The 15,656-nt window shown below is 62.2% G+C and carries 14 protein-coding genes; 6 read left to right on the forward strand and 8 right to left on the reverse strand.

Annotated elements, in window-relative coordinates; translation table 11 throughout:
- Nucleotides 1-28: 28 nt before the first annotated feature.
- The 3 genes from ACQ5BM_RS21535 to ACQ5BM_RS21545 all read right to left on the reverse strand — a co-directional run bounded on the left by ACQ5BM_RS21535 (nucleotide 29) and on the right by ACQ5BM_RS21545 (nucleotide 2,902).
- Nucleotides 29-856, reverse strand: a complete 828-nt coding sequence (locus ACQ5BM_RS21535) for a TolB family protein (RefSeq protein WP_429815647.1) — start codon at nucleotides 854-856, stop codon at nucleotides 29-31.
- Nucleotides 857-941: 85 nt separating this feature from the next.
- Complete coding sequence (locus ACQ5BM_RS21540) at nucleotides 942-1,145, reverse strand: hypothetical protein (RefSeq protein ID WP_429815650.1); 204 nt, start codon at nucleotides 1,143-1,145, stop codon at nucleotides 942-944.
- 74 nt (nucleotides 1,146-1,219) lie between these two features.
- A complete protein-coding gene (locus ACQ5BM_RS21545; RefSeq protein WP_429815653.1) occupies nucleotides 1,220-2,902 on the reverse strand; it encodes an NAD+ synthase in 1,683 nt (560 codons plus the stop codon).
- Between the two features lie 268 nt (nucleotides 2,903-3,170).
- Here ACQ5BM_RS21545 and ACQ5BM_RS21550 point away from each other — a divergent pair, with 268 nt between their 5' ends.
- The 5 genes from ACQ5BM_RS21550 (at nucleotide 3,171) to ACQ5BM_RS21570 (ending at nucleotide 9,331) form a co-directional block, all read left to right on the forward strand.
- On the forward strand, nucleotides 3,171-5,102 hold the full coding sequence (locus ACQ5BM_RS21550; RefSeq protein WP_429815656.1) for an LTA synthase family protein: 1,932 nt from the start codon (nucleotides 3,171-3,173) through the stop codon (nucleotides 5,100-5,102).
- A gap of 118 nt (nucleotides 5,103-5,220) precedes the next feature.
- The gene (locus ACQ5BM_RS21555; RefSeq protein ID WP_429815659.1) at nucleotides 5,221-5,769 is read left to right on the forward strand and encodes a DUF1003 domain-containing protein; all 549 of its coding nucleotides are present in this window, start codon (nucleotides 5,221-5,223) and stop codon (nucleotides 5,767-5,769) included.
- A 287-nt stretch (nucleotides 5,770-6,056) separates the two neighbouring features.
- Nucleotides 6,057-6,479, forward strand: a complete 423-nt coding sequence (locus ACQ5BM_RS21560) for a TadE/TadG family type IV pilus assembly protein (RefSeq protein WP_429815662.1) — start codon at nucleotides 6,057-6,059, stop codon at nucleotides 6,477-6,479.
- Between the two features lies 1 nt (nucleotide 6,480).
- On the forward strand, nucleotides 6,481-8,220 hold the full coding sequence (locus ACQ5BM_RS21565) for a pilus assembly protein TadG-related protein (RefSeq protein WP_429815664.1): 1,740 nt from the start codon (nucleotides 6,481-6,483) through the stop codon (nucleotides 8,218-8,220).
- Between the two features lie 193 nt (nucleotides 8,221-8,413).
- Nucleotides 8,414-9,331, forward strand: coding sequence for a hypothetical protein (locus ACQ5BM_RS21570; protein WP_429815666.1), 918 nt, complete (start codon nucleotides 8,414-8,416; stop codon nucleotides 9,329-9,331).
- 4 nt (nucleotides 9,332-9,335) lie between these two features.
- Here ACQ5BM_RS21570 and ACQ5BM_RS21575 read toward each other — a convergent pair whose 3' ends face one another.
- The 5 genes from ACQ5BM_RS21575 to rpiA all read right to left on the reverse strand — a co-directional run bounded on the left by ACQ5BM_RS21575 (nucleotide 9,336) and on the right by rpiA (nucleotide 14,754).
- Complete coding sequence (locus tag ACQ5BM_RS21575; RefSeq protein WP_429815960.1) at nucleotides 9,336-9,734, reverse strand: GFA family protein; 399 nt, start codon at nucleotides 9,732-9,734, stop codon at nucleotides 9,336-9,338.
- A gap of 186 nt (nucleotides 9,735-9,920) precedes the next feature.
- A complete protein-coding gene (locus ACQ5BM_RS21580) occupies nucleotides 9,921-11,294 on the reverse strand; it encodes a class II 3-deoxy-7-phosphoheptulonate synthase (RefSeq protein ID WP_429815668.1) in 1,374 nt (457 codons plus the stop codon).
- A gap of 515 nt (nucleotides 11,295-11,809) precedes the next feature.
- On the reverse strand, nucleotides 11,810-13,198 hold the full coding sequence (gor, locus tag ACQ5BM_RS21585; protein ID WP_429815671.1) for a glutathione-disulfide reductase: 1,389 nt from the start codon (nucleotides 13,196-13,198) through the stop codon (nucleotides 11,810-11,812).
- A 192-nt stretch (nucleotides 13,199-13,390) separates the two neighbouring features.
- Entirely contained in the window at nucleotides 13,391-13,936 is a 546-nt protein-coding gene (locus ACQ5BM_RS21590; protein ID WP_429815674.1) for a DUF2059 domain-containing protein, read from the reverse strand.
- A 122-nt stretch (nucleotides 13,937-14,058) separates the two neighbouring features.
- On the reverse strand, nucleotides 14,059-14,754 hold the full coding sequence (rpiA, locus tag ACQ5BM_RS21595; RefSeq protein WP_429815677.1) for a ribose-5-phosphate isomerase RpiA: 696 nt from the start codon (nucleotides 14,752-14,754) through the stop codon (nucleotides 14,059-14,061).
- A 224-nt stretch (nucleotides 14,755-14,978) separates the two neighbouring features.
- On the opposite strand from rpiA, the gene ACQ5BM_RS21600 reads away from it, so the two are divergent.
- The gene (locus ACQ5BM_RS21600) at nucleotides 14,979-15,656 is read left to right on the forward strand and encodes an HAD family hydrolase (RefSeq protein ID WP_429815679.1); all 678 of its coding nucleotides are present in this window, start codon (nucleotides 14,979-14,981) and stop codon (nucleotides 15,654-15,656) included.

The following is a 15,656-nucleotide window of genomic DNA, read 5'->3' on the forward strand; positions in this document are numbered from 1 at the left end:
CGATCGAAGGAACTCTGCAGCCGCGCCCTCAGTTTTCCGGCTGATAACGAACGAAGGCGAAGCGGTCGCCGGCGGGAGACCAGTTGGGCACGTTCATCGTTCCCTGCCCGCCGAAGAGCTCGAACAGCACGCGCGCATTGCCGCCATCCATATCCATCAGCCGCAGGCGGACATCGAGATCGCGCGGATGATCGAAGACGTCGCCGTCATAGGAAAGCACCAGCAGATGCTTTCCATCGGGCGACGGATGCGGGAACCAATCGCCATAGGGGCTGTCGGTGATCCGCGTGACATCGCTGCCATCGGGACGGACGCGCCAGATCTGCATGCGGCCGGTGCGGCTTGAGTTGAAATAGATCCATTCCCCGTCGGCAGACCAGTCGGGCCCGTCATTGCGCCCTTCCCCGTGGGTCAAGCGCCTCTCCTCGCCGCCATCGACCGAAATCGTGTAGATGTCGAAGATCTGGTCCCGGATGCCGCAATAGGTCACCTCTTGTCCATCGGGCGACCAGCCGTGCCAATAGGATGGCAGGTTGCGGGTGACGAGCCGTGGCGTTCCGCCTTCGGCCGGCAGCAGGTAGATCGCCGATTTCCCGAACTCGGTTTTGTCGCTGATCGCGATCGTGCCGCCATCGGGCGAGATGCCGTGATCGTTGTTGCAGAGCGTAGCAAAGCCGGTGTCGATCTCCGTCGGCTGCGAACCGTCGAAGCCGAGGCGATAAAGGCGGCCATCGCCGTTGATGACGAGGTGCGTGCCATCCCGCGACCAGTTGGGCGCCTCGACCAGCCGATCCGTCTGCCAGACGACGCGTGTTTCGCCGGTAACGATGTCATAGGTTTCGATGGAACTGCGCATACCGTTCTCCCGCCGCGGTGAAGCAGCTGTTTGCGTTTTTCACCCGCTCGCAGCGTCGCCAGAACCTTGGCGCAGACCGGCTGCATCACGATGGATGACGTTGCTCCCGCCAGCTTGAGACGAGGCCCCGGGCCAACAGCAGCAGGATGCAGACGAAGGCAACGTCGACGATGACGGCGCTGCCGGTTGCAAGGCCATGGATGCCGAAGACCGCCGGTGTCGCGAAATAGGCGATCTGTGCCGAAAGCTGCCCGGCAGCGGAAACGTCGCTCAACGACCACAGCCGCATCAACCGGATCTCCTCGTCCGTGAACTCGGGACCGCCGTGCTGCCGTCCCGCCCTTCGCCGAAGGCGCTCACCGTCTATCCCCGGTCGCGGAAGCGGTTGGTGATCGGGTAGCGGCGGTCGCGGCCAAAATTCTTCTTGGTGATCTTGACGCCCGGCGCCGACTGTCGCCGCTTGTATTCGGCAATGTAGAGCAGGTGTTCGACCCGGTGAACCGTCGCTTCGTCATGGCCGCGGGCCACGATCTCGTCGGTACCCATCTCCTTTTCGACCAGGCATTCGAGAATATCGTCGAGCACCGGATAGGGCGGCAGCGAATCCTGGTCCGTCTGGTTGGGGCGAAGCTCTGCCGACGGCGCCTTGTCGATGATATTCTGCGGAATAACGATGCCCGACGGACCCAGCGCGCCCGGCGGAACCGTCGTGTTGCGCCAACTCGACAGCGCATAGACCTGCATCTTGTAGAGGTCCTTGATCGGATTGAAGCCGCCATTCATGTCGCCATAGAGCGTGGCATAGCCGACCGACATTTCCGACTTGTTGCCCGTCGTCACCACCATCGAGCCGAACTTGTTGGAGATCGCCATCAGGATCGTGCCGCGCGTGCGGCTCTGGAGGTTCTCCTCGGTAATGCCGGATTCGGTTCCCTCGAACATGTCGGAGAGTGCGCTCAGGAAGCCTTCGACCGGTTCTGAGATCGGTACGATGTCGTAGCGGCAGCCGAGCGCCGCGGCGCAATCCTTGGCGTCCTTCAGTGATTCCTGCGAGGTGTAGCGATAGGGCAGCATGACGGTGCGCACCCGCTCTTCGCCGAGCGCATCGACCGCCAGTGCGGCGCAGATCGCCGAATCGATGCCGCCGGAAAGACCGAGCACGACATTCTTGAAGCCGTTCTTGTTGACGTAGTCACGGAAGCCGAGCATGCAGGCGCGGTAGTCCGCCTCCTCCCGCTCCGGCAGGCGGGACTTCAGCCCGCTGTCGCAGTGCCAGCCGTTTTCGCCCTTCTTCCACTCGACGATGCTGATCGCCTCTTCGAACTGGCTCATCTGGAAGGCCAGCGACTTGTCGGAATTGAAGGCGAAGCTCGCGCCGTCGAACACCAGTTCGTCCTGGCCGCCGAGCTGGTTGGCATAGATCATCGGCAGGCCGGTCTCGATCACCTGCTTCAGCACCACCTGATGCCGCACGTCCACCTTGTCGCGATAATAGGGCGAGCCGTTCGGCGACAGCAGGATTTCCGCGCCGCTTTCGGCCAGCGTCTCGCAAACGCCGAGATCGCCCCAGATGTCCTCGCAGATCGGAATGCCGATGCGCACGCCGCGGAAATTCACCGGACCCGGCATCTCGCCTTGGTCGAAGACGCGCTTTTCATCGAACTCGCCATAGTTCGGCAGATCGACCTTGTCGCGAACCGCGATGACCTTGCCGTCGTCGAGCACTGCCACCGAATTGTGCCGCCCGATCTTGGTCTGCCGCGGGAAGCCGATGATGACGCCCGGACCGCCGTCGACCGTCTCGGCCGCCAGCTTTTCGACCGCCTGGTAGCAGGCCTTCAGGAAGGCTGGCTTCAATACCAGATCTTCCGGCGGATAGCCGGAGATGAACAGCTCCGTCAGAAGCAGGAGATCGGCGCCCTGGCGCGCTGCATCGGCGCGCGCCTCACGGGCCTTGGCCAGGTTTCCGGCAATGTCACCCACCGTCGGATTGAGCTGGGCGACTGCGATGCGGAGGAGCGAGGGAGCGGTCTTGTGAGCGGTCATGAGCGGGCCTGTCGATCTCTTCTGAGCGATTGCATCTGGCTTTTCGCAGTGTTCTTTAGCGCAATCCGCGGGAAAATACCCACAGGCAATCGCCGCTAGACGAAAAAATCCGAAAAATTCTGTCTTTCCCGGTTCTTATCGGGGGTAGTTGCAGCACCGTCACGCGGCGGAAAGCTGTTCCCAACTCCCGTTAAGAAACCATTCATCCCCTGTTCAAAATGACGAGCGTATGACAGTTACACGACACATTTGTGAATTGGAGAATATATTGGCCAGTATCGATTCCGCGGTCGCGAGAGGCTCGCGCGTCTATGTCGATAGACCCGGCTTCACCGCGCGGCACGCCAAGACGCTCGCGGGCGCCCGCAGCGCATTGTTCTCCCTTTTCTTCGCAGCTGCTCTCGTGTTCGTCGTCGAACTGGTCGTGCGTCAGTCGATGTCCGATACCGTCGCCTATTTCCTCGACCCCATGCGTCCGGCATTGACGACGGTCGGTGCCTTCTTCCTCGTCCTGCTCGCCATCGACGGCATTTTAGGCCGCGAGCACAAGTCGGCCGTGGTGATGGCGCCGCTTGCCATCATACCGGCCGTCATCTGCCAGCAGAAGCAGGTCTTCCTGTCCGACCCGCTCTATCCGACAGATTTCCTGTTCGGCCGCCAGATCATGGAATTGATGCCGGTGCTGGTGAAGGACCGGCCCTGGACCGCCGTCGGCATCGCCGTCGGCCTCGTCGCCGGGGTCATCGCGATCGCGCTCTTGCTGCGTTTTGCCTGGCGGACCTTCCCCAAGCTGACGACGCGCGAGCGCGTGGCTCGGCTCGCCTTCGCGCTGCCGCTGCTCGTCGCCTTCTGGAACATCATGGATTACAACCAGTTCTCCTGGATCCGTGACCGCCTGAAGGTCATCCCCATCATGTGGGACCAGACCGAGAACTATAAGCACAACGGCTTCGCACTCGCCTTTGCCATCAATCTGCCGATGGCCAATGTCAGTGCGCCCGCCGGCTACATGGCCGATGCCATCGATCGCATTCCGGTGAAGCCGCTTCCGGCCGGCACCTCGCACCGCGGCAAGCCCGACGTCATCGTGCTGATGAGCGAGTCCTTCTGGGATCCGACCCGCCTGCCGAACGTCAAGCTCTCGCCCGATCCGATGCCGACGATCCGCGAGATGCAGTCGGGCAATGTCTTCTCGCCGGAATTCGGCGGCATGACCGCCAATGTCGAGTTCGAGGCGCTGACCGGCTTCTCCAACGCCTTCCTGCCCTATGGCAGCATTCCGTACCAGCAGTACATCCGCAACCCGATCCCGTCGCTTGCCACCTTCTTCCGTGGCGAAGGCTACGTCTCGCGCGCCATCCATCCCTTCCAGAGCTGGTTCTGGAACCGCACCGCGGTCTACAAGGCCTTCGGCTTCGACACCTTCAAGTCGGAGGAGAACATGCCGCCGATGAAAAAACGCGGCATCTTCGCCTCGGACGAGTCGCTGACCAACGAGATCATCCGCCAGGCCGATGCGATGGACGATCCATTCTTCTTCTTCGCCGTCACGCTCCAGGGCCATGGTCCCTATGAGGCGAACCGCTACGCGAACAACACCATCAAGATCGAAGGCGACCTACCGGAAAGCGACCGCCAGGTGCTCGCTACCTATGCGCAAGGGATCAAGGAAGCCGACGACAGCCTGAAGAAGCTGATGGACTGGGCGAAGAAGCGCGATCGCGAAACGATCATCGTGCTCTTCGGCGACCATCTGCCGCCGCTGAACACCGTCTATACCAGTACCGGCTTCATGAAGGGCGTCACCGCAGAGCGCAAAGGTTCCAAGGACCAGATGAAGGCGCAGCATGAAACGCCGCTGGTCGTCTGGTCGAACAAGACCGGACCGAAGAAGAACGTCGGCACCATCAGCCCGGCCTTCCTCTCCTACACGATCCTCAAGCAATCCGGCTACGAGCATCCCTACTACACCGGGTTCCTCGGCAAGGTTCATGACCAGTTCCGCGTCGTCGACCGCTACATGCTGATCCGCAAGAACGGCAAGGAAGTCGCCGAGTGGTCGCGTCAGCCGAAGGTGCCCGCCTTGCTGCGCGATTATCGCTTCCTGCAGCACGATATGATGTTCGGAAAACGCTACTCGACGGACCGGTTCTTCAAGTCCCACGCCGAGCTCTTCGCCAGCGCGGCTGAAACCCACTGATCCATGAGAGCCGGACCGGCAGAATCCGGTCCGGCTCTCCGCATTTTTCCGATCCCGCCTGATTTTCCTTGCGGCCCCTGCGCTCTAGATTGGCTTCCGGCCAACATCGGAGATCGCCATGCCGCACTTCAACGAGATATCAAAGCAGCTTTTCGGCAAGCCGCTGAACGAGCTTGGCGAAATCGAACGTCGCATTCTTGCGCACTCCCGCGATCGGCGCACCCTTGCCACCGATTCACATGCCGCCTTTACGGCTGGGCTTTCCTTCGGCGACAGGCTTGCCGACAGCATCGCCCGCGTCGGCGGTTCGTGGAGCTTCATCATCGGCTTCTGCGGCTTCCTCGTCTGTTGGGTCCTCGTGAACTCCGTGCTGCTCATCACCGGTGCGTTCGACCCCTACCCCTACATCTTCCTCAACCTGGTGCTTTCCATGCTTGCCGCGCTACAGGCGCCGGTCATCATGATGTCGCAGAACCGCCAGGCCGAACGCGACCGCTTCGCAGCATCCAAGGACTATGAGGTCAATCTGAAAGCGGAGGTCGAACTGATCGCCCTGCACCACAAGGTCGACGACGTGTTGCTGCGCGAGATTTCGGAACTGCGCGCCGACGTCGCAACCCTCAACCGGCAGCTCGAACAATACCGTTCAGCGCCCGGCCGGGACTGAACGCACCCGACAAGCATGATCCGCCCCCTGGCACGAGGCGAAATACGGCCCGGCGGATCAGTTTCGTTGCCATCCGCCCATCGGCCATCCATCTGCTTCGGGCCGGTAAACCGCGCTAATTTTCATAAACACTAATTCAACTGAAAATACATTTTTTGCAACATTCGCGAAACATGCGCAGATTCAACAACTTATCGGGGTATGAAAAAATTAACGTTTGAGGGGCATCGTACGGGTGCAGGGACATTCGAAAAAATACAGCAACGTGGGTACGCGGAGATGCTGCAATGTCCAACTTCAAGCGCCTTTTAGGCGGCCGAGACGGCGCCGCTGCAATCGAATTTGCAATCATAGCGCCGCTCTTCTTCCTTTGCGTGCTGACCTTGATCGCCTACGGTATTTATCTCAGCACAGCCCATTCCATACAGCAGATCGCCGCCGATGCCGCGCGCACAGCCATCGCTGGACTGTCGGAAAGTGAACGCGAACGCCTCGCGACCGACTATATCCAGCGCACGACCATGGACCAGGCCTTCATCAAATCCTCTCGCATGGTCGTGACCGTCAAGGACGACGCCAACAACACCAACCAGTTCACCGTTCGGATCAAGTACGACGCCGCAGACCTGCCGATTTTTAATCTTTTCACATTCGCGATGCCGAGCAGCCAGATCGAGCGCTTTGCAACCATTCGCGTGGGAGGGGTCTGACATGTCGTGGAATTCAACGCGACTGCGCAGGCTGCTCCGATCACCGGACGCAAATGTGGGCATCTCCGCCGCACTGGTCATGCCGTTGGTCGTCGCCTCCATGGGGCTCGGCATCGACTACGGCTATCTGACCGTGCAGAAACGTGAGATGCAGTCGACGGTCGACCTTGCCGCGATCGCGGCGGCGGCCAACATTGCGTTGGCCGAGAAGGCCGTGCTCAATCATTTCTCCGACAACGGTCTCAACTATGCCGTGGCAACGCCGAGCGGACTGATGACAGTCGACGGCAAGGTGCTGCCGTTGAGCGATGTCGGCTCGGGCAAGGTGGATGGTGTCGCGACGCTGACCCGCGGCCGCTATGTCCCCGACCCCTCACTCGATGCCGGGCAGCGTTTCGTCAAGGACGCGACACCGACCGATGCCGTGCAGGTCCTGCTGGAAAAGAAGGGGGAAATCGTCCTTGCCTCCTTGTTCAGCGCGCCGCCGGATCTCAGCGTCGTCGGCACCGCCGCGAGCTCCAAGATTGCCGCCTTCTCCGTCGGTTCGCGCCTCGCCAGCCTGAACGACGGACTGCTGAATTCGATCCTCGGCCAAATGCTCGGCACGACCATCTCCCTCAAGGTCATGGACTACGAGGCGCTCATCAATGCCGACATCGACGTCCAGCCGTTCCTGAAGATCGTCGCGACAAAGCTCAACCTGACCACGGCCTCCTATGAGGACGTGCTGAAGGCCAATCTGACCATGCCGCAACTGCTCTCCTCGATGCGGCTCGTCCAGGGCCTCTCGGGAACCGTGACGGCGGCACTGAAGAGCATCGAGCTTTCGACCTCAAACAACAAAAAGACCGTGACGCTGGCGCAGATCCTCAACCTCGATCCGAAGAAGAGCCTGCAGATCGATGCCGGTTCCGACTGGGCGATGAAGGTCAGCGCGCTGCAGATCGTCTCCGCGGCGGCAGCGATCGCCAACGGCGAGAAACAGATCGCGCTCAACGCCGTGACCGGGCTTCCGGGCATCGCTTCTGCCAAGGTCAAGCTCGCGATCGGCGAGCCGCCGGTCGAAACGCCCAGCCATCGCCTCGGAACACCGGGCGCGGCCGTCCGCACCGCACAAACCCGCCTCGCCGTCGAAGTCAACGTCGACGGCCTGGCGGCTCTCGCCGGCATCCGCATCAGACTGCCGATCTACGTCGAACTCGCCTATGCCGAGGCAAAGCTTGCCGACATTCGCTGCTACGGCGGCACCCCGGAAAACGCAGCGGTCAGCGTCGATGCGGTGCCGGGCATTGCCGAGATCGCCATCGGCGACGTCGATCCGACGGTGTTGTCGAACTTCTCGTCCGATGCTCGCGTGCAAAGGGCCCGCCTCGTCGATGCCCTCGTCGTCAAGATCGATGCGCTCGCTCATGTCGAGGCACAAAACCTGAAGGCCTCACGCCTGAACTTCAGCCCGTCCGAGATTGCCGCTCGATCGATCAAGAGCGTCTCCACCAAGGATATCCTCACCTCCACGACCCAAACGCTGCTCAACAATCTCGATCTCAACATCCAGGTTCTGCTCCTGACGCTCGGCAGCCCGACGGTCGTCCAGCAGGCACTGGCCCAGACATTGGGTGGCGTCACCAAGCCGGTCGACGACCTGCTCTACAACCTGCTTCTGCTCGTCGGCGTCCGGGTCGGCGAAGCCGATGTGCGCGTCACCGGTGTCAAGTGCCAGCCGCCCGTGCTGGTGCAGTGATCGAGATCCAGCAGTCGAACGGGGCGTCTGACGGTTGAATGTCAGATGCCCCGTTTGAACAAAATCGGTTGTCCACACGTTAAGCGCAAGCTACTCCTACTATAAGGGGTGAGGCTGAGTGGCGATTGGCGACCGGGCAACTTGAAATTCAAGCATCCGGCACGCCGCGCAAGCATGGGGGTGAGCGCAGCAAATGCGTGTCGTGGCAGAGCATGAGGGGCTTGCGCAAGCTGGTGCCCTTGCCTTCACCGCAGAGGATTTTCGCAATCATCCGAACTTCCGGACGATCCTTCAGGCGAGCGGTCGGGATCTGATGTCCGTGTTTGATATCTTCCCGCGGGTCGGCCGCCTCGTCGCCTCCCATCAGAAATGGACGCTGAGCCAGGCCGTCTACACGCTGCACCTGGAGCGCGATCCGACCAATCCGGAGACCGGCATCACCACCGCGCGCCTCCTGAAGTTCATGCACGAAATGGGCGGCGCCAGCCGCAACACCGCTGCCGCCTTCATCGCCGAGCTGCTGACCTACAAGCTGCTTCGTGATGTCGATGGCGGTCGCGCCAGAAAGAAGGTGCGGCCCCTGGAGCCGACCGAAACCAGCGAAGGGGCGATGCTGCGCTGGTTCATGAGCCAGATGGCCACACTCGACCGCTTCGACGGCAAGGGCCGCGTCCAGCGCGTCGAGGCGGATCGGACCATCTTCGAGCGCGCCCAACCGATCGCCACTCGCCTGCTGCTCGCCGACCAACGTTGGAGCGAGCCACCGGAAGCCGTGGCCGCCTTCGTCTGGACCGAATGCGGCGGCCTGTTGCTGGACGACCTCATGTCGCGGCCGGAAAGTCTCGATCCCGTCGATGGCAAGGTCTGGCTCGAAGCCAGCCTCTCGGAGCTCGCCACGCACTACATGATTTCGAACACGCATATCAGGCGTATTTTCACCCGCGCCCAGGATGCGGGCCTCATCGGTCGCGCCGATGAGCGCCAGCGCGGGCTCTTCTGGCTAAGCGAACGCCTGCTAGACGAATATTGTCAGTGGCAGTCGATCAAGATGGCCGGCCTTGCCAACGGCTTCGAACAGGCGGTTCGGCGCGCGAAGCATACACAGGAGTGAACGCTCAGCCGCGCCCGGCCGCATATTTCGGCAAGTTGTCGCTGATTTCGTAGAAGTCGCCCTGGTCTTCGCAGAAGATGTGATAGCCGCCCTTCAGCTCGGTCGGCTTCTCGAAGGCACCGGCCAGGATGGAGGTATAGTCCAGCCCATTCGCCTTCCAGAAAAGGGCCGATCCACAACGGCGGCAGAAGCCGCGGCTGGCGGTCTCGCTTGCCCGATACCAGGTGAGGTTCTCCGCCCCCTCCACCTCGAGGTTCCGATCCTCCACGTTGGTCGCGGCGTAGTAGAGGCCGGTCTGCTTGCGGCACTGGCTGCAATGGCAATAGATCAGCTCGCGCAGCTCACCGTGCGCAGCAAAGCGCACTGCTCCGCAAAGGCAGTTTCCCTTGTGAACGTCCGGCATTGTCCCCCCAAGCGCAATCGTCATGCGTCATCCTGCCATGAGGTGAGAGCGGCAGCACGGTCACGCGCGCCGCTTCCTGCTCCAGACACGAAAATGCCGGGCCAGCTTCGAGAGCCGGCCCGGCATTGTCAAATTCAAAACTCCTAAGCGACGTTCAGAAAACCTGAACGATGCCATGGATTTAGATCAGCCGTTGACGACCATCTTCTTCTCGTCGCGGCCGCCCTTCATGCGTTCGGCAAGCAGGAACGCCAGTTCCAGCGCCTGATCCGCATTGAGGCGCGGATCGCAATGCGTGTGGTAGCGGTCGGCAAGATCGTCACCGGAAAGCGCACGTGCACCACCGGTGCATTCCGTCACGTCGTTGCCGGTCATCTCGATATGGATGCCGCCCGGATGCGTGCCTTCCGCGCGGTGGATCTGGAAGAAGCTCTCGACTTCCGACAGGATCCGCTCGAACGGACGGGTCTTGTAGTTGTTGAGCGTGATCGTGTTGCCGTGCATCGGATCGCAGGACCAGACGACATTCTTGCCCTCGCGCTCGACCGCGCGGATGAGGCGCGGCAGATGCTCGGCCACCTTGTCATGGCCGAAGCGGCAGATCAGCGTCAGGCGTCCGGCTTCGTTGGCCGGGTTCAGAATGTCGATCAGCTCGAGCAGGCCGTCGGCCGTCAGCGAAGGACCGCACTTGAGACCGAGCGGGTTCTTGATGCCGCGGCAGTATTCGATGTGCGCATGGTCGGGCTGGCGGGTGCGGTCGCCAATCCAGATCATGTGACCGGAGGTGGCGTACCAGTCACCCGAGGTCGAATCGACGCGGGTCAGCGCCTGCTCGTAGCCGAGCAGCAGCGCCTCGTGGCTGGTGAAAAAGTCGGTTTCGCGCAGGCTCGGATGGTTTTCCGAGGTGATGCCGATCGCCTTCATGAAGTCCATGGTTTCCGAGATCCGGTCGGCGAGCTTGCGGTAGCGTTCCGCCTGCGGGCTGTCCTTGACGAAACCGAGCATCCACTGGTGCACGTTGTCGAGGTTGGCATAGCCGCCCATGGCGAAGGCGCGCAAAAGGTTCAGCGTTGCGGCCGACTGGCGGTAGGCCATGATCTGGCGTTCCGGGTTCGGGATACGCGCTTCCTCGGTGAACTCGATGCCGTTGATGATGTCGCCGCGGTAGGACGGCAGCGTCACTTCGCCCTGCTTCTCCACGCCGGAAGAACGGGGCTTGGCGAACTGGCCGGCGATGCGGCCGACCTTCACCACCGGCTGCTGTGCGCCGAAGGTCAAGACGACGGCCATCTGCAGGAAGGCGCGGAAGAAGTCGCGGATCGTGTCGGCGCCGTGCTCTGCGAAGCTCTCGGCGCAATCGCCGCCCTGCAGCAGGAAACCGCGGCCTTCGGCGACATTGGCAAGGGCACTCTTCAGACGGCGTGCTTCACCCGCAAACACCAGCGGCGGATACTTCGCGAGGCGCGCTTCGGTCGCCTCAAGCGCTGCCAGGTCCGGATAGTCCGGCACCTGCTGGATGGGTTTCTGCCGCCAGCTGTTTGGAGTCCAAGTCTGTGCCATTTCGTTCACCTGTTGTCTGCCGCGGATCCATCCGCGCGGGTCGCGCCCTGACGGCCGAAGGCGGCCGCCCGGTATTCGGAAATTTCACTCACATCCGCATGCCCTGCCCGGACGCTGAGCCCGGCCTCTGTGCCGGCCCCGGGCGGAAACGCCGCGGAATGCGGGCTTATAGACGTTAAGGAAACGCTTGGAAAGCCATCCTACCAGAATTCATTGCGTTGCAGGACACATCCGGCGCAAGGATATGTCCGGGCAACGCACAATCCAGAAAAGCCAAGGCGACATCTCGAAAGAAATGTGCGCAGTTTCAACGAGATAGGAGCGCCAACTCGCCGCCGTCCTCTCTGCGCAGAAACGGCGACGAGATGGACGACAGATCGTTCATCAATCGTGCCCGGCGACTTCCGGCCCGCGGCAGGAGGTCCCTGCATCCCGGCGCATGCCCACCGTCGGCGCAGCAGGCGCGCGACAGGTGGACTTCCGGGAGGGTTTGCAGGTGCATCCGTCCGAGGCGGTCAGACCCGCTCGCCCTTGCGGATACGATAGGACGGCGAATACATCGTCACCAATTCCTCGGCCGCCGTCGGATGCACCGCCATCGTCCGGTCGAAATCGTCCTTGGTGCACCCGGCCTTGAGCGAGATGCCGAGCAACTGCGCCATCTCGCCGGCGTCGTGGCCGAGGATATGGGCGCCAAGCACCTTGCGGTCGGCGGCATTGACGACCAGCTTCATGATCATCTTTTCCTTGCGGCCCGAAAGCGTCGCCTTCATCGGCCGGAATTCGGCGCGGTAGACTTCCAGTTCGTCGAAGCGGCGCGCCGCCTCTTCTTCCGTCAGACCGACCGTGCCGATCTCCGGCTGCGAGAAGACGGCGGTGGGGATCAGGTCGTGGTCCGGCGAGACCGGATTGTTCTTGTACTCGGTCTCGATGAAGCACATGGCCTCATGGATCGCGACCGGCGTCAGTTGCACGCGGTCGGTCACGTCGCCAAGCGCGTAGATGCCGGGCGCGCTGGTGCGCGAGAACGCGTCGACGACAATGGCGCCACGTTCATCGGTCTTCACACCGGCCGCTTCGAGGCCCAGCCCCTTCGTGTTCGGCACGCGGCCAAGCGCCAGCATCACCTGGTCGACGGCGATCTCGCCGTGCTTCATCGTGTGCGCAACGCGCTTGCCGTCGGCATCGAGGGTGACCGACTGGATGATGTCTTCGCAGAGGATACGGATGCCCTTCTCTTCCATGGCCACGTGCAACCCGCGGCGCAGGTCGTGGTCGAAGCGCGAGAGAATTTCCTTGCCGCGATAGATCAGCGTCGTCTCGACGCCGAGGCCGTGGAAGATGTTGGCGAATTCGACGGCGATGTAGCCGCCGCCGGCAATCAGGATCGACTTCGGCAGTTCTGCAAGATCGAAAGCTTCGTTCGAGGAAATGCAGTGCTCGTGTCCCGGCAGCGCATCATGCGGCGTCGGATGACCGCCAACGGCGATCACGATCCGCTCCGCCGTTACCGTCTTGCCGCTGTCGAGCAGGCGAACGGTGTTCGGGCCGACGAGCTCGGCGCGCGTATGCAGGATTTCGGCGCCGGCGTTGTTCAGCCCCTTCTGGTAGAGCCCCTCGAGCCGGGTGATCTCCTGTTCCTTGGCGGTGACCAGCTTCTTCCAGTCGAACCGACTCTCGCCGACCGACCAGCCAAAGCCGGCGGCGTCTTCGAAATGTTCGGAAAACTGCGACGCGTAGACATAGAGCTTCTTCGGCACGCAGCCGCGGATGACGCAGGTGCCGCCATAACGAAACTCCTCCGCGATCGCGACCTTCTTGCCGAGGCTCGCCGCCAGGCGCCCGCTCCTGACGCCGCCGGACCCGCCACCGATTACGAAGAGGTCATAGTCGAATGCGGGCATGGGCAGTCTCCTGAAAGCAAGCGGGCCGGAATGGCGAAATGGAAAGCTGGCCGAACGATCTCGCGTCCGGCAGCCTGAAGCGCCCAGCCGAGGACCGGGCCGCAGCCACATATAGTGGTGCCCCCCGGCAAAAGAAAAGCCCGGATCGCTCCGGGCTCCTTGAAACGTGATGAATGGCGCCGGCGCGCTTGATTATTGCGCCGGCTGCTGGATGGCGCCCTCGGCGGCCGGCTGGGTGCTGCCAACCTTGGCGTCGAGCGACTTGGTCGCTTCCTGGGTCAGGTCGCGGGAAACGCCCGCGGCCCAGATGTCGGCGGCCTTGAGCAGTTCGCGCGAAGCGATCGGGCCGTCGTTCAGGAGCTTCTTGCCGGCGGCGGAGCCGTAGAATTCCGTGATCGCGTTCAGCTCTTCCAGCGAAAAGGTCTTGGCGTAGATCGTCGCCGCTTCGTTTTCGAGGTCGGCGCGGCGGGCTGCAAGGGCCAGAGCCTTGTCGTCAACCGTGGCGGTGATCAATTCCTGATGGTTCGGCGATGCCTGGATCAGCGTGTTCTTCAGCCGCTCGGCAAGATTCGGCAGAATATTGTCGAAGCTGTTGGTGACGCCAAGCGCTGCGATCGTCGCGCGCGCCGCCTTGATCTGCTCTTCGGAGACGTCCTGGGCCTGCACCGCCGGTACCGATGCGGAAAGCAGAACCGCGGTGGCAGCGAATGTGCGGACAAGACCTGCGAGTTTGTTCATTTTTACCCTTGCTCCTGTGTTTGTCGCATGCTGCCCGGGCGATTGCCGCCGCCAGGCCCGCATGTATGGAAACCTGTTTGTCTTTGCCGCTCCCAGCCCGGTGCGGGCTGTCGGGAGCCGGTTCAGGACGCAGTCAGAATGCGTGCCTCTTCCGGCCCTGCAATGATCGCCAGCGACGCGATGTCGATGAAAAGCCCGTGCTCGACGACGCCGGGAATGGCATTCAGCTCTCCCGCGAGCGCATCTGCATCAGGAATACGGCCAAAAGATGCATCGAGAATGAGGTGCCCGCCGTCGGTCTTGAAGGCGCCGTCATGGGATTGACGCACGGCGATTTCGCCGGAAAGGCCGAGGCGCGCGGCGACCTTCTCGATCGCGATCCGCGTTGCCACCTGACCAAAGGGGTTGACCTCGATCGGCAGCTTGAAGGCGCCGAGGACGTCGACGACCTTCGATTCGTCGGCAATCACGATCATGCACTTCGAGGCGCTTGCGACGATCTTTTCACGCAGCAACGCGCCGCCGCCGCCCTTGATCAGCCGCAGCCGGCCATCGACCTCATCGGCCCCGTCGATCGTCAGATCCAGTTCCGGCAACTCGTCGAGCGACTTCAATGGCACACCAAGTTCGAGGCAGAGCCGCGCCGTGCGCTCCGAAGTGGGAACGCCTTCGATGTGGAAGCCGGCCGCAACCTTCTCGGCCAGCAGTCGGACGAATTCCTCAGCGGTGGAGCCGGTACCGATGCCGAGGCGCATGCCGTCTTCGACATATTCCAGAGCCGCAGCCGCGGCTTTGATTTTCATTTCGCGGGCGTCCATGCGCCAGTCGCTCCCTTGTAATGCCGACGGACGGCTTCGCTCCAAACTGCGAACCGCGCGCCCGTTTTCCGCTGAGACACTTACACGCCCGGCGACGCAAACAAAAGTCAAAATGAAATTGCCGCCAAGGAATCCGCACCGCTTGCGAGGTGTACTCCCCATTGCATTCTGCCGTCACTTCGCCTACCCGAACGGCAACGTTTCCGGTGCCATGAGGTTTTTCGGTGTCATCTCCCATAGTCGTCTTCGATCTCGATGGAACGCTTGTCGATACCGCGCCGGACCTGGTCGCGAGCCTCAACCATGCAGTGACCCAGGCCGGCATCGCGCCGGTCGGCTATGCCGACCTGACCCACCTCGTCGGCCACGGCGCACGCGCCATGATCGAGCGCACCTTCGCGCTCCGGGAAAAGCCGCTCGCTGAAGACGTGCTGGAATGGCAGCTCAAGGAGTTCGTCGATTTCTACCACGGCTCGATGCCCGGCGATTCGCTGCCCTATCCGGGCCTCATCGACGCACTCGACCGCCTCTCCGGCGCCGGTTTCAAATTGGCGGTCTGCACCAACAAGCCGGAAAAGCTGGCAAAGCGCCTGCTCGAACGCCTGGGACTGATCGAACGCTTCGCCGCGATTTCCGGCGGCGACACGTTCGAAGTGCGCAAGCCGAACGCCGAGCATCTCTTGAGAACCGTCACCAATGCCGGCGGCCTGGCCGAACGCTCGGTGATGGTCGGCGACAGCCTCAACGACTTCCTCGTCGCCCGCAATGCCGCGGTGCCGTCGATCGCGGTTCCTTTCGGCTACTCCGACGTGCCCGTCGAAAGCCTCGAGCCGACGAAGGTCATCGGCCATTTCGATGAGCTGACGCCGGAATTGGTCTCGGCTCTGCTCGAAGCCCGATAG

This window comes from Ensifer sp. B1-9 (assembly GCF_050474445.1).
In the GTDB taxonomy this organism is placed as follows: Bacteria; Pseudomonadota; Alphaproteobacteria; order Rhizobiales; family Rhizobiaceae; genus Ensifer.

What these genes read in the sequence shown, in the direction of transcription:
- ACQ5BM_RS21535 (WP_429815647.1), bottom strand. Translation starts at nt 856, where the DNA reads ATGCGCAGTTCCATCGAAACCTATGACATCGTTACCGGCGAAACACGC.
- ACQ5BM_RS21540 (WP_429815650.1), bottom strand. Translation starts at nt 1,145, where the DNA reads ATGCGGCTGTGGTCGTTGAGCGACGTTTCCGCTGCCGGGCAGCTTTCG.
- ACQ5BM_RS21545 (WP_429815653.1), bottom strand. Translation starts at nt 2,902, where the DNA reads ATGACCGCTCACAAGACCGCTCCCTCGCTCCTCCGCATCGCAGTCGCC.
- ACQ5BM_RS21555 (WP_429815659.1), top strand. Translation starts at nt 5,221, where the DNA reads ATGCCGCACTTCAACGAGATATCAAAGCAGCTTTTCGGCAAGCCGCTG.
- ACQ5BM_RS21560 (WP_429815662.1), top strand. Translation starts at nt 6,057, where the DNA reads ATGTCCAACTTCAAGCGCCTTTTAGGCGGCCGAGACGGCGCCGCTGCA.
- ACQ5BM_RS21565 (WP_429815664.1), top strand. Translation starts at nt 6,481, where the DNA reads ATGTCGTGGAATTCAACGCGACTGCGCAGGCTGCTCCGATCACCGGAC.
- ACQ5BM_RS21570 (WP_429815666.1), top strand. Translation starts at nt 8,414, where the DNA reads ATGCGTGTCGTGGCAGAGCATGAGGGGCTTGCGCAAGCTGGTGCCCTT.
- ACQ5BM_RS21575 (WP_429815960.1), bottom strand. Translation starts at nt 9,734, where the DNA reads ATGCCGGACGTTCACAAGGGAAACTGCCTTTGCGGAGCAGTGCGCTTT.
- ACQ5BM_RS21580 (WP_429815668.1), bottom strand. Translation starts at nt 11,294, where the DNA reads ATGGCACAGACTTGGACTCCAAACAGCTGGCGGCAGAAACCCATCCAG.
- gor (WP_429815671.1), bottom strand. Translation starts at nt 13,198, where the DNA reads ATGCCCGCATTCGACTATGACCTCTTCGTAATCGGTGGCGGGTCCGGC.
- ACQ5BM_RS21590 (WP_429815674.1), bottom strand. Translation starts at nt 13,936, where the DNA reads ATGAACAAACTCGCAGGTCTTGTCCGCACATTCGCTGCCACCGCGGTT.
- rpiA (WP_429815677.1), bottom strand. Translation starts at nt 14,754, where the DNA reads ATGGACGCCCGCGAAATGAAAATCAAAGCCGCGGCTGCGGCTCTGGAA.